The organism is Rhodanobacter sp. UC4437_H4, assembly GCF_052978425.1.
This window is the reverse complement of record NZ_CM129673.1, coordinates 1,276,733-1,295,786: the sequence shown is the minus strand read 5'-3', so window position 1 is coordinate 1,295,786 and position 19,054 is coordinate 1,276,733. Positions and strand designations below refer to the sequence as shown.

Genomic DNA, 19,054 nt, shown 5'->3' with positions numbered 1-19,054 from the left:
CTCAGCGCGAGCGGTCGGGCATCACGGACTGCCTTTCCGCACCGTCGTGCTCGATGAACCACAGCCCCGCGAACAGCTTCGGGTCGATCGAGTAGCCCTCGGCCGCGCGCGCGAACAGCCAGGCGCCGGCCTCGCGCCGCGGCACCTCGTGCACCACGATGTTCTCCGTCTCGTCGCCGCCACCAGGGCCGATCTTCTGCAGGTCGCGCGCGCGCACGAAGGCGATCATCTCGGTGCTCATGCCCGACGACGACGGGCCGCGGTGGATGAACTCCACGCTGGCGCAGCGGTAGCCGGTCTCCTCCTCCAGTTCGCGTTGCGCCGCCACCAGCGCGCTTTCGTCGGCCTGGTCGGCCAGGTCGCCGACCAGGCCGGCCGGCATCTCGATCGTGTTCTGCAGGATCGACACGCGGTACTGCTCGACGAACAGCACGCGGTCTTCCGGAGTCACCGCCACGATGATCACCGCGCCCGCCGGATTGTTGCGCTCGGCGTACTCCCAGCGGCCGCGTTTGCGCAGACTCAGCCAGCGACCCTCGTACAGGGTTTCCACCGGTGCGCCGGCGTCGGCGGGAATGGGGTGGGCGGTGTCGTTCATCGGTGCTCGCAGGTCCGGGCTGAAACATCCATGGTGGCCCGTCGGGCGTGCCGCGACAAGCGATCAGCTCAGATCGCCAGCGCGCGCAGGCGGCTGCGGGTCAGCGGGCCGAAGCGCAACTGCTCGCACAACGCATCGAGCTGATCGACCGGGCGAGGCCGGCGCTGCAGGAGGTCGACTTCGCCGGCGCCGGGAGCGTCCAGCGCGATCCGGGTCAGCCGGCGACACATCCGCGCCTGCTCGGCATGCTGGCGCAGCCGTGCCGCGCAACTGGCCGCGCCGCGAAGGCGCAGGAAGGCCACTTCGTCGATGCGTTCGAGCAGGGCATCCAGGCTGCCGAAGTGGGCGAGCAGGGCCGCGGCGGTCTTGGCGCCGATGCCGGGCACGCCGGGGATGTTGTCCACCGCGTCGCCGCACAGCGCGAGATAGTCGGCGACCTGGTGCGGATGCACGCCAAGCTTGTCGTGGACGCCGGCTGGCCCCCAGCGCAGGTTGCGGGCGTAATCCCACTGCTCGTCGTGCTCGCCCAGCAGTTGGCCGAAGTCCTTGTCCGCCGACACGATCACGCTGCGCCAGCCCAGCGCGCGCAGGTTCCACACCGTGCTGCCGATCAGGTCGTCGGCCTCGTATTCGTGGTCGATCATCAGGTGCACGCCGAGCGCTTCGGTGAGCGCCCGGCACTGCACGAACTGCCGTTCCAGGTCCGGCGGCGGCAGCTCGCGGTTGGCCTTGTAGGCCGGGTAGATCGTGTTGCGGAACGAGCTGGTCAGCGAGGCGTCGAACGCCACCGCGACATGCTCCGGTCGCGCCCGCTCCAGCAGCTCGCACAGGAAGCGCGCATAGCCGTGCACGGCGTTTACCGGATGACCGTCGACGTCGTGGAACTCGTCCGGCATCGAGTGCCAGGCGCGGAACACGTACAGGCTGCCGTCGACGAGATGGGCAGTGGGAAGATGGACGTCCGGACGTCCGTCTGGCGAGCTGGTCATGGCGTCCATGTGGTGAGCAGGTCGGCCAGCGCCGGTCGGTCGCGGTCGGGAACCTCGACCTGCGGCGTGCCCAGGTGGACGAAGCCGACCACGTGCTCGTCGGCGTCCAGGCCCAGCAGTGCGGCGACTTCTCGGTCGTAGGCGGCCCAGCCGGTCAGCCATTGCGCGCCGTAGCCAAGCGCGAAGGCACCGAGCAGGATGTTGTAGGCCACGTTGCCGGTGCACAGCTTCTGCTCGATTTCCGGCACCTTGCTGTCGGGGTCGATGCGTGCGACCACGGCCACCACCAGCGGCGCGAAGGTGTAGCGGTGGCGCTCCTTCTCCAGCTTGGCGCCGATCATCGCCGGGTTGTTTCGGATACCGATCGCGGTCACCTGTTCGCCGAACGCCAGCTTGGCCTCGTCGCGCAGCAGGATCAGCCGGAACGGCACCAGCTTGCCGTGATCGGGCACGCGGATGGCCGCTTCGAGCAGGGTGTGCAGCGTGGCGTCATCCGGCGCCGGCTCGCCGAGCTGGCGTGCGGGGACGGAATGGCGTTGCTGCAGCAGGGAAAGCGCGTTGGTCATGGGGTGGTTCGACGGGGCGGAACGCTCCATCCTAGCTGGCGGGTCGCCAAGGTGCGAACCGTCGAACGTAGGGCGGGCACTGCCCGCCGGCATTCTGCTTCGCGACGGCGTGACGGGAAGCGGCGGGCAGTGCCCGCCCTACGCTATTTCCACACAACCTCTCAAGCTCGCAGCGGCAGCTTGAACGAGCCGGGCAGCAGCGCGGCCACGCTGGTTTCGCGGGTGGCGCCGGTGAGGTTGGCCAGCAGCACCGGGGTAGCCTCGTCACACAGTTCGGCCATCACCTGGCGGCAGGCGCCGCAGGGCGTGACCGCCTCCGGGGTATCGGCGACCACCGCGATGGCAGCGAAATCGCCGGGTCGGCAACCGGCGGCGACCGCGCTGAACAGGGCCGTGCGCTCGGCGCAGTTGCACAGGCCGTAGGCGGCGTTCTCCACGTTGCACCCGCCGAACGTCCGGCCGTCACGGGTCAGTACCGCGGCACCCACGTGGAAGCGGGAATACGGCGCGTAGGCGTGTTCGCGCGCGGCGCGCGCCAGCGTGAGCAGGTCATCCAGGGCGGGGGGGCTTGCGGGCATCGTGATCTCCGGCGATGACCCCGGCGCTGCGTGCGGCGCGATCCGGCGGGCCAGCTTACTCTCGTGCGCGCGTCCGGATCAAAGCCAACTGCCGCTAAGATGGCAGGAACATTCCACGGGGATCGCGCCATGCCTGTCACCATTGCCGCCTTGCGAGAGACTGCCGCCGGTGAGCGGCGCGTGGCGATCACCCCGGAGATGGCGAAGAAGCTGCGCGGCAAGGGGCTGCGCGTGCTGCTGGAGCACGACGCCGGGCGCGCAGCCGGCTTTCCCGACCAGGCCTATGCCGACGCCGAGTTTGCCGATGCCAGCGACGTGCTGGCGCAGGCCGACGTGCTGGCGTGCGTGTTGCCGCCCGAGGACGCGGTGTTCTCCAGCCTGCGCGAGGGCAGCGTGGTCGTCGGCCAGTTGCGGCCGTACGGCGCCGCCGAGCGCATCGCCGCGCTGACCGCGCGCAAGCTGACCGCGTTCTCGCTGGAGCTGCTGCCGCGCACCACGCGTGCGCAGGCGATGGACGTGCTCAGTTCGCAGGCGGCGGTGGCCGGTTATCGGGCCATGCTGATCGCGGCCGAGGCGTCGCCGAAGTTCTTTCCGATGCTGACCACCGCGGCCGGCACGATCCGGCCGTCGAAGGTGCTGGTGATCGGCGCCGGCGTGGCTGGGCTGCAGGCGATCGCCACCGCGCGCCGGCTCGGCGCGCAGATCGAGGGTTACGACGTGCGCCCGGAAACGCGCGAGCAGGTGGAATCGCTGGGCGCGAAGTTCCTCGACCTGGGTGTCAGTGCCGCCGGCAGTGGCGGCTATGCACGCGAGCTGTCGGCGGAGGAACGCGCCGCGCAGCAGCAGGCGCTGGCGAATCACCTGAAGTCGTTCGACGTGGTGGTGAGCACCGCGGCGGTGCCAGGTCGGCCGGCACCGAAGATCCTCACCACCGCGATGGTCGAGGGCATGAAGCCCGGCGCCCTGATCGTCGACCTCGCCGCCGAGGGCGGCGGCAACTGCGAGCTGACCCGTCCCGGCGAGCACGTCGAGCATGGCGGCGTGACGATCATCGGGCCGCTGAACCTGCCGGCCGGCGCGCCGCTGCATGCCTCGGAGATGTACGCGCGCAACGTGTACAACTTCGTCGAGCTGCTGCTGCACGACGGTGCGCTGAAACCGGATTTCGACGACGAGCTGCTCGCCAGGAGCTGCCTGGCGCACGCCGGGGAGACCCGCTTCCAGGGCTGATGGCCGCGGTCATCCGCGGCCCGGCGTGAGTTACCGGGGCGGATGCCCGGTGCCGGTGCCGCCGTCGCGGTCGTGCTGCTGGATTCGCTGCTGCCGCTGCTCGGGCGACAGCTGGCGCCATTCGCGTTTCAGCTGTTCGCGCTGCGCGGGGGGCAGGCTCTGGAAGCGCTCGAAGCTGCGGTGCACGCGCTGGCGTTCTGCCGGCGACATCTCGCGGAACCGGTGCTCGTTGGCGCGCGCCTGACGGCGCTGCTCCGGCGTCATCTGCTGCCAGTGGACGATGCGCTGGCGGATCTCCTCGCGGCGCTCGGGTGGCAGCGTGGTCCAGTACCGGGTGCGGTGCAGCAGGTGCGCCTGCTTGCGTGGCGACAGCTGATCCCATTCGTCCTTGAGCGGCGCCAGCATCTCGCGCTGGCTCGGTGCCAGGCCGTTCCACGGGGTGCGTGCAGGCGCGTCCGCGCTCGCCGGTGGCGGCGTGGGCGTTTGCGCGCACAGCGGCGTGGCCGCGACCCCGAGCAGGGCGGCAAGCAACAGCGACAAAAGGGAAGGCAGCGGGTTGTTCATGGGGTCAGCGTGAGGTCGGGTGCCGGTCGTTGGCGGCGAGCCAGGCGTAGAAATCGAGGTTCTGGTACAGGCCCGGATCGACCTGCTCGGCGTCGGGCGGCAGCTCGTTGTCCACGTCCTGCGGGGCGCTGCTGGCCGCCTGGTTCGCCGATGGCGCGTGCGCGTGCGGCAGCGGTTGCCACACCATCATTACCGCCAACGCCATGGCCGCCAGCGCGCCGGTGGGGATCAGCCAGCGCACCGCCTGACGCTGCGGTGCGGTTGACGGCTGCAGCGCTTCGCGACGGGCGGCGCGCAGCCGCGCGGTCGTGCTCGCGTCAAGATGGTGTGCGGCCTCGCGCCACAGCTTGTGCGCGCGCCGTTCGATCGGTTCGTGCTCGTGCTCGGGCGAGTTCATCGCCAATCCTCCAGTTGGTCGCGCAGCTGATGCATGGCGCGCGACAGATGGGTTTTCACGCTGCCTTCGCCGCAGCCCATGGCGCGTGCGGTCTCCGCCACGTCAAGCCCTTCCAGCATGCGCAGGATGAACGCCTCGCGCTGGCGCCTGGGCAAGCGCTGCACCGCCGCGGCCATGTCCGCGTACGACTGCGCGTCGTGCAGCCGGCCCAGCGGGTCCTTGCCCGGGTCGGCCGGCTCCCACACGGGCAGCTCGTCGCCGCCGTCGTCATGCCCGCCGCCGAGCCAGCCGACCACGATCGAGCGCACCTTGCGCCGGCGCTGCAGGTCCACGATGCGTCGACGCAGGATGCCCCAGAACAGCGGCGCCCATTCCGCGGCCGGCTTGTCGCGATAATGCCGTACCAGTCGCAGCATGGCGTCCTGCACCGCGTCCATGGCGTCCTCGCGATGGCGCAACTGCAGCTCGGCCATGCGGAACGCGCGGCGCTCCACGTCGGCCAGGAACGCATCCAGCGTGGCCGGCACCGCGCGCGCATCGCCCGGCTCGCCCGCGGCGAGCAGGTCGGCCTCGAGCATGCCGGCGGCGGCATTCACGGCCGACGCTCCGCTGCCATCGGTGATGTCATCGACGGGCTCCATCGGTGGTTCCTGCCTGTTCAACGCGGCAGGCCCGCCGGGGTTGACCGCCTGCGCGAGTCGCGCGGCGCCGTGCGCCGATCGGCGGCCCGGCTTCGACGCACGCCGGGCTTCCCGTATGATGCAGGTTCGGATGCATCCTGGCGGGCGGCTCTCACGGGGGATGGGCTCATGATCGACGGTTTCCTGGCGCTGTACATCTTCATGCTGGCCGCCTTTACCGGCTATGAAATCATCGCGCGGGTGCCGGTGATCCTGCATACGCCGCTGATGTCCGGTTCCAACTTCGTGCACGGCATTGTGCTGGTCGGGGCGATGATTGCGCTAGGCCACGCGAACACGCCGTTCGAGATCGCGATCGGCTTCATCGGCGTACTGCTTGGTGCGGGCAACGCCGCCGGCGGCTACGTGGTGACCGAGCGGATGCTGGAAATGTTCAAGTCCAGCAAGCCGGGCGCCGGCAAGGGGGCCAAGTGATGAGCTGGCTGCCCACCGTCATCAAGGCCTGCTATTTCCTCGCCGCGCTGCTGTTCATCCTGGGCCTGAAACGCATGAGTTCGCCGCGCACCGCGCGCGGCGGCATCGTGTGGGCCGGTTACGGCATGGTGCTGGCGGTGCTGGCCACGTTTTTCCTGCCGGACATGCACAACCGCGGGCTGATCCTTGCCGCGGTGCTGATCGGCGTCAGCGCCGCGTGGTGGACCGGCCGCCGCGTGGCAATGACCGCGATGCCGCAGATGGTGGCGCTGTACAACGGCATGGGCGGCGGCGCGGCGGCGGCGATCGGCGCGGTCGAGCTGATCGGCTACGCGCGTTCGTCGGGACTGCTGCACGCGGTGCCGGATACCTCGCCGCTGCGGCCCGAAGCCTGGGCGGTGAACGGCCTGCCGCCGGCGCTGTCGCCGACCGAGCTGGCGCTGGGCGTGCTCGGTGCGCTGATCGGCGCGGTGAGCTTCTCCGGTTCGCTGGTCGCGTTCGCCAAGCTGCAGGGCTGGATGGACAAGCGCTTCGTGTTTCCCGGCCAGCGCGCGGTGAATCTGTTGTTGCTCGCCGCGGCGGTGGTGGTCGGCGTGCTGCTGGCGACCGGTCATGCCAGCCCGGCGCTGATCGCGGCGTTCTTCGCGCTGGCGCTCGCCTTCGGCCTGATGATGACGCTGCCGATCGGCGGCGCCGACATGCCGGTGGTGATCTCGCTGTACAACGCGTTCACCGGCCTGGCGGTGTCCTTCGAGGGTTTCGTGCTGGGCAACGAGGCGATGATCATTGCCGGCATGGTGGTCGGCGCGGCGGGTACCTTGCTGACCCAGTTGATGGCCAAGGCAATGAACCGCTCGATCGGCAACGTGCTGTTCGGCAGCTTCGGCGCGGCCGGCGGCGAGGCGCAGGCGATCGAGGGTGCGCAGAAGCCGATCGACGCCGCCGACGCGGCAGTGATGATGGCCTACGCCGAGCGCGTGGTAATCGTGCCCGGCTACGGCCTGGCGGTGGCGCAGGCGCAGCACAAGGTGTGGGAGTTCGCGCAACTCCTGATGAAGCGTGGCGTGAAGGTGAAGTTCGCGATCCACCCGGTCGCCGGTCGCATGCCCGGCCACATGAACGTGCTGCTGGCCGAGGCCGGCGTGCCGTACGACCTGATCGCCGACATGGACGACATCAACCCGGAGTTCGCCACCACCGACGTGGCGCTGGTGATCGGTGCCAACGACGTGGTCAATCCGGTAGCCAAGACCGACCCGGCCTCGCCGATCTACGGCATGCCGATCCTGGACGTGGTGAACGCGAAGCAGGTGATCGTGATCAAGCGCGGCAAGGGCACCGGCTTCGCCGGCATCGAGAACGCGCTGTTCTACGCCGACAACACCCGCATGCTGTACGGCGACGGCCAGGCGGCGGTGGGCGAGCTGGTCAACGAGGTGAAGGCGATCGACGGCTGAGGCCGCCTCGCTGCATGCCGTGGCGGGCACGGCCCGCCGGCTCTTGCTTCGCGGAATGAAAGGCGGCGGGCCGTGCCCGCCCTAGGTGTTCTTCACGGGTGGGGGTGAACGCCGTTGGCGGGAGGCCAGCCACCCGGCCAGCAGCATGGCCAGCAAGGTCCAGATGAAATCGGCGGGGGTCAGGCCCATGCGCGCCAGCTGCCACAGCATGCCGATGCCGGCGGTGCGCATCGCCTCGATCAGGTCCAGGCCCATGCTGCCCGCGACCTTCACGCCGGCGATCAGCAGGTTGACGTAGATCGCCGACAACGCGGTGGCGCCGGCGGCCAGCAGCAGCGCGCCGATGCCGGGGCGATGCACGCCGGCGCGGATGACCCACGCCAGCATGACGCCGATCGGCACCACCAGCCAGGGCAGGGGATGGCGCGAGTACAGCGCCACCACCATCCACGCGGCGCCGGCGGCAAGCCCAAGCATGGCGGCGCTGAACAGCGCAAACAGCAGGGCCGGCACGCTGCGCGCCCTCATTGGTGGCGTCCCGCCAGGTGGGTGCAAGGCATCGCTTGATCCGTCGGCAAAGCGGCCATCATACCGTGCGTTGTGCGCCGGGACGGGCGGGCAAAACGTCGCCTCATCTCCCGCCGGGCTGATCTGGAACAAGCGGTCGCGCGCCGCGGGCGGCATAATGGGCACTTCGGCATGGCATGTGGCCGCGCCTGTGGATACGGGAAAGTCGTTGGCATGAGTGGTTTCAGTCTGAGCAGCGAACCGGTCACCCTGGTGCGCGATTGCAGCGCCGTGATGGTGCCGCAGGGCGAGGTGGTGACGTTGCCCGCGGGCCAGATCGGCTACATAACCCAGGCCCTCGGCGGCAGTTTCACCGTCTACGTCGAGGGCAACCTGTTCCGCGTGGCCGGCGACGATGCCGATGCGCTGGGCAAGGATCGGCCGGTGCCGATCGAAGTGCCGCCGGACGCCACCGATGCCGACGTGGAGAAGCTTGCCTGGGACCAGTTGCGCACGGTGTTCGACCCGGAGATCCCGGTCAACGTGGTCGATCTCGGGCTGGTCTACGACCTGAGCATGGAGCACGGCGAATCCGGCGAACGCAAGGTCTACGTCAAGCTCACCCTCACCGCGCCCGGTTGCGGCATGGGCGACATCCTGGTGGACGACGCGCGCACCAAGCTGGAGATGATCCCCACCATCTCCGAGGCCGACGTGGACCTGGTGTTCGACCCGCCGTGGAACCACTCGATGATGTCCGACGAGGCGAAGCTGGAAACCGGCATGCTCTGAACGGCGCGAGGTCGGTGTCGGAAAATCTTGCGTCGCGCTGACGCGCAGGAACAGTTCGGTACCATCGCGCCCGCAGCGCTCGTCGATGGACTTTCGCGTTCGCGAAAGTGACCACGGACAAGCCATCCGAAAGCTTCCGAAGCATCCGCGACGCTGCGGCGTCGATGTCGTGCGCGCATCCGGCAGGACGTGACCGCGATCACCCGGCGTAGGAAAAAGTCGGATTGTCAGGCGGTATCGCAAGTAATAACGTCGCCGGGTCCACCATCTGGGAGGCTGGGGGATGATCCCGTGGCGACGCCTTTGTCGTCTTGCAGTTACGCGTCCATGTGCTGTCCCTGCAGGGAACCTCAGGGGGAAGGCAGCCACCGGCGGACGTAGTTCGGGATCGCCGGACCGCTGACGAATACCAACGCCGTGTCTCGCACGGAAATTCTTGCATGGGGCTTTGCGGCCGCATCGGGCGCGTTTGTCCCCAATTTTTCCAGGAGCTCATTACATGCCCTATCCATCCCGCCTGAAATTGCTGGTGGCCGCCATCGGCATGGCCACCGCCACGGCTGCCACCGCCGCCAACACGCAATCCCTGCGCGCACAGAACCTGGGCGCCGTACCCGTCGCCTCGCTCGCCACCCAGTTGAACCTGGGCCCGGGCATGACGCTGGCGCCGCACGGCGCCGTGGCGCTCGCCGGCCAGCACCGCGTGGTGCGCCAGCAGCAGATGTACCAGGGCGTGCCGGTGTACGGCCGCAGCATCGCCGTGGTGCAGGACGCCCAGGGCAACGCCTTGCGCGCCACCGGCGAGCTGATGCAGCAGGGCCAGCAGCAGATCTCGGTGCGCCCCCGGCTGAATGCCGCGCGCGCGATCGCGGCGCTGAAGGCGCACGCGCACACCGTGCTGGTCGCCGGTACGGCGATGGAGAACGCCCGCGCCGACCTGTTCGTGTATCCGCAGGAAGGTGCGGCGCCGCGACTGGTCTATCGTGTCTCGTACTTCGTCAACGGCGCCAACCCGACGCGCCCCACCGCCATCGTCGATGCCAACACCGGCGCGGTGATCAAGAGCTGGAACGGTCTCACCGACGCCTCGGCCAACGGCCCGGGCGGCAACCAGAAGACCGGCATGTACACCTACGGCACCGACTACGCGGCGCTCGACGTCACCCAGTCGGGCAGCACTTGCACGCTGCAGAACACCAACGTCAAGACCTACAACCTCAACCACGCCAGCAGCGGCGGTTCGGTGGTCAGCTTCACCTGCCCGACCAGCAACACCGACGCGATCAACGGCGCCTATTCGCCGGTCAACGACGCCCATCACTTCGGCGGCGTGGTGCACGACATGTACCAGTCCTACACCGGTGCGCCGCCGCTGAGCATCCAGCTGCTGATGAAGGTGCACTACCAGTCCAACTACGAGAACGCGTTCTGGGACGGTTCGGCGATGTACTTCGGCGACGGCGCCAGCACGTTCTATCCGCTGGTGTCGCTGGACGTGACCAGCCACGAGATCAGCCACGGCTACACCGAGCAGAACTCCGGCCTGGAATACAGCGGCCAGTCCGGCGGCATGAACGAGGCGTACTCCGACATCGCCGGCGAGGCGGCTGAATACTTCGATCGCGGCTCGGCCGATTTCCTGGTCGGCGCGGACATCGTCAAGGCCAGCGCCGGCATCGGCGACGCGCTGCGCTACATGTGCAACCCACCGCAGGACGGCGGCTCGATCGACAACGCGGCCGACTACACCTCCAGCCTCGACGTGCACTACTCCAGCGGCGTCTACAACAAGTCGTTCTGCCTGCTGGCCAAGACCACGGGCTGGGACGTGAAGAAGGCATTCCAGGTCTACGCGCTGGCCAACAAGGTGTACTGGACGGCCACGTCCACGTTCAACTCCGGCGCCTGCGGCGTGGAGTCGGCCGCGACCGACCTGGGCTACGACAAGAATGCGGTGATCGCCGCGTTCAACGGCGTGGGCGTGACTTGCCCGGGTACCGGCGGCGGTGGCGGTGGCAGCACCACCGAGCTGCAGAACAACGTCGGCGTCACCGGCGTGTCGGGTGCCGCCGGTGCCGACAACGACTATTTCATCACCGTGCCGACCGGCGCCAGCAACCTGGTGATGTCGATCTCCGGCGGCACCGGCGACGCCGACCTGTACACCAAGTTCGGCAGCGCGCCGACCACCAGCAGCTACGACTGCCGCCCGTACAAGGCCGGCAACTCGGAAAGCTGCAGCGTGGCCTCGCCCGCCGCCGGCAAGTACTACATCAAGGTGCACGGCTACTCGTCGTACTCCGGGGTAACCGTCAAGGCTTCCTATTCCACCGGCGGTGGCGGTGGTGGTGGCAGCTCCGACTCGGTGAACCTGCCGACGGTAAGCACGGGCAACTGGTCGGCCACCTACAGCGAGACGGTGCAGGCCGGCCACACCGCGACCTTCGCGATCTCCGGCGGTAGCGGTGATGCGGACTTGTATGTGCGGGCGGGTGCGGAACCGACCACCAGTTCCTACAGCTGCCGCCCCTACAAGACCGGCAACAGCGAGAGCTGCACCTTCAAACCGTCGACGACCACCACCTATTACATCAAGGTGCGGGCGTACCAGACGTTCTCCGGCGTGACGTTGACGGAAACGATGAACTGAGGGTTGGTGGATTTTTCCACCTCGAAGCGGGAAGACCCGGCGTGGGCATGCTGAGGACATGGCGAGGGCATGGATGCCCGGGTCGAGCCAACGCTTCAGCAGTTGCCCGATGCCCGGGTTGAAGCAACGCTTCGGGCAGTTGCCCGATGGCCGGGCGCGAGGGGTGCGCAAGTGCGCGATGCGCCTGAGCGCGTCCGGACGTGTGTCAGGCTCGCGATCGAAGAAGGCCGCAGGAAGCGGCTTTCTTCATCAGCCTGGACGGGCCATGGACAGCCCGTTGTACTGATCGGGGAGAAGTACCTGCAAGGCAGGCCTGGCTGGTTCGAGCAGGCCTGCCTTGCCTTGTCCTGGAACCGCCGCTGGCGGCATGACGGGATTTCACGAACATTCGTCGCGGCCCCGCGCCGCGGCAATCCGGGCGCCCGCCGCTATAATGGCCTTCGCCGAACGCATGGCCCGTCCCCGGGACGGATGCGGCGCAGGGGGACTGCCGGATGATGTTCAAACACCTTGGATTTCCGCGTGTCGCCACCCGCGCTTGCCGCGCCGGGCACGAGCGCGCACGCCGAAGCCGCCACTGGTCGTGGCCGGCGCGTGATGGGCTGACGAATCAATGGGCATGAGCCATGCGCATCGCCTGGCCTCGACACGCCACGTTCGCCTGCCTTGGCGGCCGGCGACGACGCTGATTCTCGCCGCACTGGCCGCCGTGTGCGTGTCCGGCTGCCGTTCGTTGGGCGGCTATTCCTCGGCCGTGGTCACCCCGGCGCAATCGTCGGCGCCGCCGACACCGGCCGTGCCCGCGGCGACAGCCCCGGCACCGTCGCTGGCCTCGATCGTCGAGCACCAGCTGCAGCCTGGCCACTACGCCGAAGGCGAGCAGGCGCTGCGGCTGTACGTGGAGCAGCATCCGCAGGATCGCGCCGCGCGCGGCATGTTGCGCCAGCTCACTGCCGATCCGGAGCGTTGGCTCGGCAGCCGCTCGCGGGCGCATGTGGTGCAGTCGGGCGAGTCGTACAGCACGCTGGCGGCGCGCTATCTGGGCGACGCCAACCTCTTTCTGATCCTCGCGCGCTACAACCACTCCACCAATCCGTCGCTGCTGCGCACCGGCCAGACGCTGCGCATCCCGTTGTCGGCGCGAGGCGCATCACCGGCGGCGGGAGCGGCGGCCAGCAGCGCGGCGCCTGCCGGCCAGGCCGTCGCCGAATCGTCGGTGGCTAAGGCGCGCCGCTTGCAGGACGAGAGCGTGTCGCTGTTCGACCAGGGCCATGCGCAGCAGGCGCTTGCCCGCATGGACGAGGCGTTGCGCCTCGATCCGCGGCTGCAACCGGCCGGCGCCGAAGCTGCCAGTCTGCGCAGTCGCCTGCTGGACTCGTACCACGAGCAGGCCGTGGTGCTGTACCGCGACCAGCAACTGGACAAGGCCATCGCGCTGTGGAACCGCGTGTTGGCGATCGCCCCGAACTACGAGCCGGCCGTCGCCTACCGCGCGCGTGCGCTCGAGCTCAAGCAGCGGCTGAAACAATACTGATTCACGCCACCGCAGGAGCCCGCCCGCGGGCGATGCTCTTGTGTCGGTACTCGGCAAAAGAAAAGCATCGCCCGCGAGCGGGCTCCTACGGTGGTGCGGGCGGAACGGGCGTGAGGGTGACCTCGGCCGCTACCGTCGACATGATGCGGGTCGGGCGGGTGACGTCCGCCTCGCCGGCTGGCGGTGCGGCTTCGGCGGTGCGGCGCCGGCGGGCCTGCAGGGTGCTGTTCATCAGGTTGAAGGTGGCGAACAGGCGGCCGAATTCGTCGCGCCGCACCAGGCGGATGCGGTGGCCAAAGTCGCCGCGGGCCACGCGCAGCAGGGCGTCGCCGAGCAGGCCCAGCATCATCAGCGGGCGGCGGAACAACCAGTATGCCGCGCCGACCACGGCAGCCAGGGTCAGCGCCAGCACCAGCGCGATCACCCACAGCGTGGTCTTCTGTGCCGCGCGCAGTCCCGCATTGCTGATGCCCAGGCGCAGGCTGCCGATGGTCTTGGTCTGGTACTGGATCGGCACCTCGAACAGCAGCATGTCGCCTTGCCGCTCCGCAGCGGGCAGCTTGCGGCCGACCTCGGCCTGCTGCGTGCTGGCGATGACTTCGCCGCTGCGGTCGGCGATCGCCAGGTAGTGGATCTGCCGGTTGCGCGAGACATCGGTAACCAGCGCGCGGGTGGCGGCGTGGTCGCCGAGCAGCAGGTTCTCGGCCGATTCGCCGGCGATCATGCGCCCCATCGAACTGCCGAAATCCAGCGCCAGGCCGGTCACCGCCGCATGCTGCTTGGCGTAGATCGCGGCCAGCCCCAGCACCAGCACCAGGCTCAGGATCGCGCCGAGGCTGCTGGCCCAGCGCAGTCGCAGCGAGATGATGCGCTTGGCCAGCGGCTTTTCGCGTTCGCGTTCGTACTCGCGTGCGGCCAGGCGCAGGTCGTCGATGACTTCCGCGCCGCGCTGGTAGCGCGACTCGGCCGCGCTCGCCAGCAGCGTGCGCGCGATGCTGATCAGCATCGACGGCGTGGCCGGGTCGCGCGGGCGGATCGGCGGCAGCGGCGAGCGCAGCCGCTTGCGCATCAGCTGCTGCACATTGCCCGGCTCCGGCCACGGCAGCTTGCCGGTGAGCAGCCAGTACAGCACCACGCCCAGCGAGAACAGGTCGCTGCGCGCATCGCTGCGTTCGCCGCGCAGGCGCTCCGGCGCCATGTAGGCCGGCGTGCCGCCGACTTCCTTCGCTCGCCGCGGCGTGTCGCGGGGCGAGGCGCGGCGTTCGGCGATGCCGAAATCGCTGATCTTGGCGTAGCTCCAGCCGTCGAGCAGCATGATGTTCTCGGGCTTGATGTCGTGGTGCAGCACGCCGCGCGCATGCGCGTAGTCGAGCGCGGCGGCGAGCTGGCCGATCAGGTCGATGATCGCCGGCAGCGGCGGGAATCCCTCGCGGCTGACCTTGCCGGCCAGCGTCTCGCCCGGCAGTCGCTCCATCGCGATGTACGAACGGCCGTCGTCGGTCTCGCCGACGTCGAAGATGGTGACGATGTGCGGGTGGGTCAGGTGGCCGGCGGCGCGGGCCTCGACCAGGAACCGGCGCCGGTACGCGGGGTCGGCAGCGACCTCCTGGTGCAGGCACTTGATCGCGACATTGCGCTGGATCTCCGGGTCGAAACCCGCATAGACCACCGCCATCGCGCCTTCGCCGAGCACGCCCTCGACGCGGTAGCGGCCGACCCTGGACGGCAGTGCGCGCGCGCTCACGGCGAACGCAGCCACCACCAGGCCACGGCACCGGCAACCAGCAACAGCGCCACGGCAGCGCCGATCCAGCGCCACGGCGAGTGCCTCGGCTGACCGTGCTCGCGGGTGAGGAACACGAACTCCGCCTGACCGAGGCGGATGTGGTCGCCGTGGCGCAAGGCCACTTCGTGGATGCGCCGGTCGTTGACGAAGGTGCCGTTGGTGGACAGCGTATTCATGATGATGCAGCGGCCATGCTGCTGGGTGATCCACGCATGGCAGCCGGACACGCTCAGGTCGTCGACGACGATGTCGTTGTCGAGCCGGCGGCCGATCGCCTGCCGGCCGGGGCGGATGACGAAGCGCCGCCCTTCGATGCCGGGGCTGCTGCCTTCCAGCACCGGCGTGCGCGTGCTGACTTCGCTGTCCCGCCCGTTCGCGGCATCGCTGGCGTATTGCCGCAAGGCCTCGGTCGAGAAGAAGCGGGTGCCTTGCGGCCCGGAAGATCGCTTGCCGGAATGGCGAGACGGTTCTTGCTTGCTGTCACTCATTGATTCCCCGGATGGCCCCTGCCTGTCGGCACTATAGCCAAGCCGCGGGTGCGGCAAGCGTGATCGCCACCTCAATGGCGTTCGGCCGGCACGGCTGCCGGGGGATCAGGAGGGCTTCGCTTCCTCGAAGCGGTTCTCCGCGCGGTTTTTGCGCACCTTGGCCGGATCCCACACGCGGCCGTTCATGGCGATGTAGACGCCGTCGGGCAGGGTCTGCACCGCGGCCACCGCGCAGCCGATGTTGAACACCGCGTCGGAGCCCTGGAAGCGCGCCGGGTTCAGCGCGCCGGTCAGCACGATCACCTTGCCCTTGATGCTGGCCAGCTCGCGCGCGGTCTCGACCATGGTGTCGGTGCCGTGGGTGACCAGCACGTGGCGGTGCGGCTGCGCCTCGATCGTCGAGCGCACCAGCGCGCGGTCCTCGGCGCCCATGTGCAGGCTGTCCTTGCGCAGGATCGGGATCACGTCGAACTCGAAGGCCACGCCGAGGTGGCCCAGGATCTCGCCGATCTGCGGCGCGCCGATCTTGTAATCCGACTTGTCGTCGAAATAGATCTTGTCGATGGTGCCGCCGGTGGTGACGATGGTCAGGTGCTGCATGTCGGTGCGCCAGGGAGGGAATCGCCGCATTTTAGCCCGCGCCGGCCAGGCGCGCCCGCGGGAGCGTACCTGGGCGATCCGTGCCGCCCCGACGTCCCGGTAGGAGCGCACCCTGTGCGCGATTCTCTTGCTGCGGGGATTCGGGATTCGGGATTCGGGATTCGCAAGAACATCGCGCACAGGGTGCGCTCCTACGGCGAGGCGCTTCAGGGTAGGGCGGGCACTGCCCGCCGCTCTTGGTGCCGGCGCGCGGCGCCCGCCCTGCGTCAGCTCAGCAGCGACGCGGTGTTGCCGGCATCGGGTGCGACCAGCCGGTCGAGGCCGCGGCCGACGAAGCGGTGCAAGGCTGCGGCGGGGCGCGGCTCGCCGCGACCTTTCGACCATGTGGCCTGGCGCGCCAGCAGCGCCGCGGCGGCGCAACGCGCGAGGGTGAAGGCGAGGCCGCGTGCGCCGGCTTCCAGCGTGTCGCGCGCGGACGCGTGCTGGTCGAGCCAGCGCGCGGCGGCGTCCAGCGTCTGCCGGATCGCGCTGGCCGCGTGCATGTCGTCGTTGCCGTCCAGCCAGCGGCCGGTCGCATGGCGCAGGGCGCCGAGGCTGTCGCCGGCCAGCGCGCGCAGGCTGTCCAACGAAAGGACATTCGTGGTGCCTTCCCAGATCGCGTAGACCTGCGCGTCGCGCAGCAGCTGCGGCAAGCCGGTGTCCTCGATGTAGCCGGCGCCGCCAAAGCATTCCAGCGTTTCGGAGCAGGCCTTCACCGCCAGCTTGCCTGTCCACAGCTTGGCCAGCGGCGTGAGCAGGCGCAGCACCGCGGCTTCCTCCGCGCTGACTGCGCCGTGCTCGACGCGGCCGAGCAGATGGGCGACCTCGAAGGCCAGCGCGAATGCGGCCTCGAAATCCGCCTGCATGTCGGCCAGCGTCTGCGCATGCAGCGGCTGCTCGATCAACGGACGGCCAAACGCGCGGCGGCGGGTAGCGAAATCCCGCGCCAGGCTGATCGCGCGAGCCATGCTGGCCACCGCGCAGATCGCGTTCCAGCTGCGGGTGACGTTGAGCATCGGCGCCACCTGGCGCACGCCGTTGGCAAGCTCGCCCAGCGGCCAGGCGGGCAGGCCGTCCAGATGGATTTCCGCGGTGGGCAATTCCTGCGTGCCGAGCTTGTCCTTCAGGCGGTCGATCACCAGTTCGCTCTTGCGCCGCGCGCCGTCCATCGTCTCCACGTAGAACAGCGCCAGCGCCGCGGTGCCCGCGGCAGCCGCGCCTTCGGGCCGCGCCAGCGCCAGCGCCGCCTCGCCGACCACCGCCGAGCTGAACCACTTGCGGCCGTACAGCCGCCACTGGCCGGCGGCGTCCTGCCGCGCGAGGGTTTCGGTATCTCCCACGTCGGAGCCACCGGCGGTCTCGGTCATCCATTGGCCACTGAGCCAGAAGGTGGCCGGATCGCGGCTGAGGAAATGCGGCAGCACGCGCTCGATCAGTTCGCGGTTGCCGGAGGCCTTGAGCGCGGTGGCGGCGCCGTCGGTCATCGCCAGCGGGCAGGTGTAGAACCCGCTGGCGAGGTGGTACAGGTAGACGCGGGCGAATTCCTCCAGCCGCGCGTGCTCGCTGTCCGCATGGCCGGCGGCGAGCACCGCATGCCGCGTCGTCATCGCCGCGCCTTCCTGCCACGCCGGTGTCAACTCGATGCGGTCCACCCGTTGTCCCCACGCGTCCCACTGGGTCAGTACCGGCTTGCGCCGCGTCGTGGTGCATGCGCGCTGCCAGGCCATCAACGCGTAGTCGCCCAGCGCGTCGAGGTCGGCGTCCAGCGCGGCGCGGCGCTCGGCCGGCAGCGCACGATCGAGCAGGGCCAGCAGAACGCGGTCGCTGCGATACGGGTGCGGCAGTTGCGGTGAATCCTGCAGGAAGGCCATGGCACGCTCCGTCCAGAGTCGAGGTGTCGAGTATAGGCATGCGGGCATTCGGCGCGTGGCGCTGGCATCATCGAAAGCCATTCCCCGGCGCAGGCGCCTTCCATGCGATTTTCCGAAGCGATGCATACGGTCACGCGCCATGGCGATGGCTGGCAGGCCACGGTCAGCGAGGACTGGCTGCAGGGGCGCAGCGCCTTCGGCGGACTGCAGGCGGCGCTGGCCCTGCGTGCGATGCGCGAGTTGGTGCCGGCGGACATGCCGCTGCGCACCCTGCAGGTGACGTTCATCGCGCCGGTGCCGGCCGGCAGCGTGGCCATCCGCGCGCGATGCCTGCGCACAGGGCGCAGCGTCATCCAGGTCGAGGCCAGCCTGTGCGACGGCGAGCAGACGCTGTGCCGGCTGCTCGGCGTATTCGGTAGCGCGCGCCCCTCGGTGCTGGACTTCCAGCCCGAACAACCTCACGTCGAGGCGCCGGCGCCGCAGGAACTGCACTACGTCGAAGGCCGCATGCCCGCCTTCACCCAGCACTTCCGCGCCAACTGGCTGCGCGGCGACCTGCCGTTCAGCGGCGGCCAGCAGCGCGACAGCGTGCTGCAGCTTTCCCTGCACGACGACGGCCCGCCCGACGAAACCCACGTGCTCGCCTTCGCCGACTTCATCCCGCCGATCGCCCTGTCGATGTTCGCCGCGCCCACCCCCGGCAGCTCGCTCACCTGGATGCTCGAACTGCTGCGCGACCGCTACGACGACCTCGGCCTGGACGACTGGCGCGTCGACGCCCAACTGATCGCTGCCCGCGACGGCTACACCAACCAGAGCGTGATGCTGTGGGGACCGCGCGGGGAGGCGGTGGCGTTGAGCCGGCAGAGTATGGTGGTGTTTGGGTGAGGTGGGGTGATTCGGGTACGGCGTTCGCGCCTGGATCGTGCGCGTGGAAACACGGCGGGATTAGGCGGCGAGATTAGGCTGCACCAAGCGCAGCAACTCGTTGATCTGTTTAGGCCTGAGCCCGGTCGTGTAGGGTGACGAGCGCGGGATAGGCTGCGGGGTTACACTTCATTTCGTAATCTACATAGCGTTAGTCGGCAGCTCGTGTTGGTTTGTCGTATCGTGTGTTTCGCCCAGCTTCGCGCTAGCTTGTCGTCCATCGTCGCAGCAGCATTTCGCGCAGCGTCGTCGCAAGCCTGAGCTTTCAGAGCTGGCAGTTTTGGGGTGGTTGGTTGCTCAAGCTTCGCGTTCGTCGTGCGCCCACATCGTCGCCCGAGCGTGCTGCGTCGCAACCGTCTAACTCCT

General features: G+C 69.2%; 19 protein-coding genes. 7 read left to right on the top strand and 12 right to left on the bottom strand.

The window, feature by feature from the left end; translation table 11 throughout:
- Position 1: 1 nt before the first annotated feature.
- The 4 genes from ACVCL3_RS06165 to cdd form a co-directional block, all read right to left on the bottom strand.
- Complete coding sequence (locus tag ACVCL3_RS06165; protein ID WP_447100719.1) at positions 2-598, bottom strand: NUDIX hydrolase; 597 nt, start codon at positions 596-598, stop codon at positions 2-4.
- 68 nt (positions 599-666) lie between these two features.
- A complete protein-coding gene (locus ACVCL3_RS06160; protein WP_447099361.1) occupies positions 667-1,596 on the bottom strand; it encodes a 5'-3' exonuclease in 930 nt (309 codons plus the stop codon).
- Entirely contained in the window at positions 1,584-2,153 is a 570-nt protein-coding gene (locus ACVCL3_RS06155) for a nitroreductase family protein (RefSeq protein ID WP_447099360.1), read from the bottom strand. The genes ACVCL3_RS06160 and ACVCL3_RS06155 overlap by 13 nt, the downstream gene beginning before the upstream one ends.
- A 161-nt stretch (positions 2,154-2,314) precedes the next feature.
- Complete coding sequence (gene cdd / locus ACVCL3_RS06150) at positions 2,315-2,731, bottom strand: cytidine deaminase (RefSeq protein WP_447100718.1); 417 nt, start codon at positions 2,729-2,731, stop codon at positions 2,315-2,317.
- A gap of 129 nt (positions 2,732-2,860) precedes the next feature.
- Here cdd and ACVCL3_RS06145 point away from each other — a divergent pair, with 129 nt between their 5' ends.
- Entirely contained in the window at positions 2,861-3,961 is a 1,101-nt protein-coding gene (locus tag ACVCL3_RS06145) for an NAD(P) transhydrogenase subunit alpha (RefSeq protein ID WP_447100717.1), read from the top strand.
- A 30-nt stretch (positions 3,962-3,991) separates the two neighbouring features.
- Here the strand turns inward: ACVCL3_RS06145 and ACVCL3_RS06140 are convergent, their stop codons facing one another.
- Genes ACVCL3_RS06140 through ACVCL3_RS06130 form a run of 3 tightly spaced genes read right to left on the bottom strand, consistent with a single transcriptional unit; the run spans position 3,992 to position 5,518 of the window.
- Positions 3,992-4,525, bottom strand: coding sequence for a DUF3106 domain-containing protein (locus tag ACVCL3_RS06140; RefSeq protein WP_447100716.1), 534 nt, complete (start codon positions 4,523-4,525; stop codon positions 3,992-3,994).
- A gap of 4 nt (positions 4,526-4,529) precedes the next feature.
- Positions 4,530-4,922 carry a hypothetical protein gene (locus tag ACVCL3_RS06135; RefSeq protein ID WP_447099357.1) on the bottom strand — a complete coding sequence of 131 codons (393 nt, stop codon included), beginning with the start codon at positions 4,920-4,922 and terminating at the stop codon, positions 4,530-4,532.
- Positions 4,919-5,518, bottom strand: a complete 600-nt coding sequence (locus ACVCL3_RS06130) for an RNA polymerase sigma factor (RefSeq protein WP_447101573.1) — start codon at positions 5,516-5,518, stop codon at positions 4,919-4,921. Before ACVCL3_RS06130 ends, ACVCL3_RS06135 begins: the two co-directional genes overlap by 4 nt.
- A gap of 213 nt (positions 5,519-5,731) precedes the next feature.
- On the opposite strand from ACVCL3_RS06130, the gene ACVCL3_RS06125 reads away from it, so the two are divergent.
- A complete protein-coding gene (locus ACVCL3_RS06125; RefSeq protein WP_447100715.1) occupies positions 5,732-6,037 on the top strand; it encodes an NAD(P) transhydrogenase subunit alpha in 306 nt (101 codons plus the stop codon).
- A complete protein-coding gene (locus ACVCL3_RS06120; RefSeq protein ID WP_395117180.1) occupies positions 6,037-7,494 on the top strand; it encodes an NAD(P)(+) transhydrogenase (Re/Si-specific) subunit beta in 1,458 nt (485 codons plus the stop codon). Before ACVCL3_RS06125 ends, ACVCL3_RS06120 begins: the two co-directional genes overlap by 1 nt.
- An 81-nt stretch (positions 7,495-7,575) precedes the next feature.
- On the opposite strand, the gene ACVCL3_RS06115 is transcribed toward ACVCL3_RS06120, so the two are convergent.
- Positions 7,576-8,022, bottom strand: coding sequence for a hypothetical protein (locus ACVCL3_RS06115; RefSeq protein WP_447100714.1), 447 nt, complete (start codon positions 8,020-8,022; stop codon positions 7,576-7,578).
- Between the two features lie 213 nt (positions 8,023-8,235).
- Between ACVCL3_RS06115 and sufT the strand changes: the two genes are divergently transcribed.
- The 3 genes from sufT to ACVCL3_RS06100 all read left to right on the top strand — a co-directional run bounded on the left by sufT (position 8,236) and on the right by ACVCL3_RS06100 (position 12,977).
- Entirely contained in the window at positions 8,236-8,793 is a 558-nt protein-coding gene (sufT, locus tag ACVCL3_RS06110; protein ID WP_395117184.1) for a putative Fe-S cluster assembly protein SufT, read from the top strand.
- Between the two features lie 499 nt (positions 8,794-9,292).
- Complete coding sequence (locus ACVCL3_RS06105) at positions 9,293-11,443, top strand: M4 family metallopeptidase (protein WP_447100713.1); 2,151 nt, start codon at positions 9,293-9,295, stop codon at positions 11,441-11,443.
- A 619-nt stretch (positions 11,444-12,062) separates the two neighbouring features.
- Positions 12,063-12,977: a LysM peptidoglycan-binding domain-containing protein gene (locus tag ACVCL3_RS06100; RefSeq protein ID WP_447100712.1), complete on the top strand. Its 915-nt coding sequence runs from the start codon at positions 12,063-12,065 to the stop codon at positions 12,975-12,977.
- Positions 12,978-13,062: 85 nt separating this feature from the next.
- On the opposite strand, the gene ACVCL3_RS06095 is transcribed toward ACVCL3_RS06100, so the two are convergent.
- The 4 genes from ACVCL3_RS06095 to ACVCL3_RS06080 all read right to left on the bottom strand — a co-directional run bounded on the left by ACVCL3_RS06095 (position 13,063) and on the right by ACVCL3_RS06080 (position 17,761).
- The gene (locus tag ACVCL3_RS06095) at positions 13,063-14,721 is read right to left on the bottom strand and encodes a protein kinase domain-containing protein (RefSeq protein ID WP_447100711.1); all 1,659 of its coding nucleotides are present in this window, start codon (positions 14,719-14,721) and stop codon (positions 13,063-13,065) included.
- Positions 14,718-15,251: an FHA domain-containing protein gene (locus tag ACVCL3_RS06090; protein ID WP_447100710.1), complete on the bottom strand. Its 534-nt coding sequence runs from the start codon at positions 15,249-15,251 to the stop codon at positions 14,718-14,720. The genes ACVCL3_RS06095 and ACVCL3_RS06090 overlap by 4 nt, the downstream gene beginning before the upstream one ends.
- A 105-nt stretch (positions 15,252-15,356) precedes the next feature.
- The gene (locus ACVCL3_RS06085) at positions 15,357-15,851 is read right to left on the bottom strand and encodes an asparaginase domain-containing protein (RefSeq protein WP_447100709.1); all 495 of its coding nucleotides are present in this window, start codon (positions 15,849-15,851) and stop codon (positions 15,357-15,359) included.
- 266 nt (positions 15,852-16,117) lie between these two features.
- Positions 16,118-17,761, bottom strand: coding sequence for an acyl-CoA dehydrogenase family protein (locus ACVCL3_RS06080; RefSeq protein WP_447100708.1), 1,644 nt, complete (start codon positions 17,759-17,761; stop codon positions 16,118-16,120).
- A gap of 102 nt (positions 17,762-17,863) precedes the next feature.
- On the opposite strand from ACVCL3_RS06080, the gene ACVCL3_RS06075 reads away from it, so the two are divergent.
- Positions 17,864-18,649 (top strand): acyl-CoA thioesterase, encoded by a 786-nt coding sequence (locus ACVCL3_RS06075; RefSeq protein WP_447100707.1) that lies wholly within the window; start codon positions 17,864-17,866, stop codon positions 18,647-18,649.
- Positions 18,650-19,054: the final 405 nt, after the last annotated feature.

Excerpts from the sequence above, each read along its gene's own strand:
- ACVCL3_RS06080 (WP_447100708.1), bottom strand. The coding sequence starts at position 17,761 with ATGGCCTTCCTGCAGGATTCACCGCAACTGCCGCACCCGTATCGCAGC.
- ACVCL3_RS06165 (WP_447100719.1), bottom strand. The coding sequence starts at position 598 with ATGAACGACACCGCCCACCCCATTCCCGCCGACGCCGGCGCACCGGTG.
- ACVCL3_RS06100 (WP_447100712.1), top strand. The coding sequence starts at position 12,063 with ATGAGCCATGCGCATCGCCTGGCCTCGACACGCCACGTTCGCCTGCCT.
- ACVCL3_RS06140 (WP_447100716.1), bottom strand. The coding sequence starts at position 4,525 with ATGAACAACCCGCTGCCTTCCCTTTTGTCGCTGTTGCTTGCCGCCCTG.
- sufT (WP_395117184.1), top strand. The coding sequence starts at position 8,236 with ATGAGTGGTTTCAGTCTGAGCAGCGAACCGGTCACCCTGGTGCGCGAT.
- ACVCL3_RS06105 (WP_447100713.1), top strand. The coding sequence starts at position 9,293 with ATGCCCTATCCATCCCGCCTGAAATTGCTGGTGGCCGCCATCGGCATG.
- ACVCL3_RS06135 (WP_447099357.1), bottom strand. The coding sequence starts at position 4,922 with ATGAACTCGCCCGAGCACGAGCACGAACCGATCGAACGGCGCGCGCAC.
- ACVCL3_RS06120 (WP_395117180.1), top strand. The coding sequence starts at position 6,037 with ATGAGCTGGCTGCCCACCGTCATCAAGGCCTGCTATTTCCTCGCCGCG.
- ACVCL3_RS06160 (WP_447099361.1), bottom strand. The coding sequence starts at position 1,596 with ATGGACGCCATGACCAGCTCGCCAGACGGACGTCCGGACGTCCATCTT.
- cdd (WP_447100718.1), bottom strand. The coding sequence starts at position 2,731 with ATGCCCGCAAGCCCCCCCGCCCTGGATGACCTGCTCACGCTGGCGCGC.
- ACVCL3_RS06090 (WP_447100710.1), bottom strand. The coding sequence starts at position 15,251 with ATGAGTGACAGCAAGCAAGAACCGTCTCGCCATTCCGGCAAGCGATCT.
- ACVCL3_RS06085 (WP_447100709.1), bottom strand. The coding sequence starts at position 15,851 with ATGCAGCACCTGACCATCGTCACCACCGGCGGCACCATCGACAAGATC.
- ACVCL3_RS06125 (WP_447100715.1), top strand. The coding sequence starts at position 5,732 with ATGATCGACGGTTTCCTGGCGCTGTACATCTTCATGCTGGCCGCCTTT.
- ACVCL3_RS06155 (WP_447099360.1), bottom strand. The coding sequence starts at position 2,153 with ATGACCAACGCGCTTTCCCTGCTGCAGCAACGCCATTCCGTCCCCGCA.
- ACVCL3_RS06075 (WP_447100707.1), top strand. The coding sequence starts at position 17,864 with ATGCGATTTTCCGAAGCGATGCATACGGTCACGCGCCATGGCGATGGC.
- ACVCL3_RS06115 (WP_447100714.1), bottom strand. The coding sequence starts at position 8,022 with ATGAGGGCGCGCAGCGTGCCGGCCCTGCTGTTTGCGCTGTTCAGCGCC.
- ACVCL3_RS06145 (WP_447100717.1), top strand. The coding sequence starts at position 2,861 with ATGCCTGTCACCATTGCCGCCTTGCGAGAGACTGCCGCCGGTGAGCGG.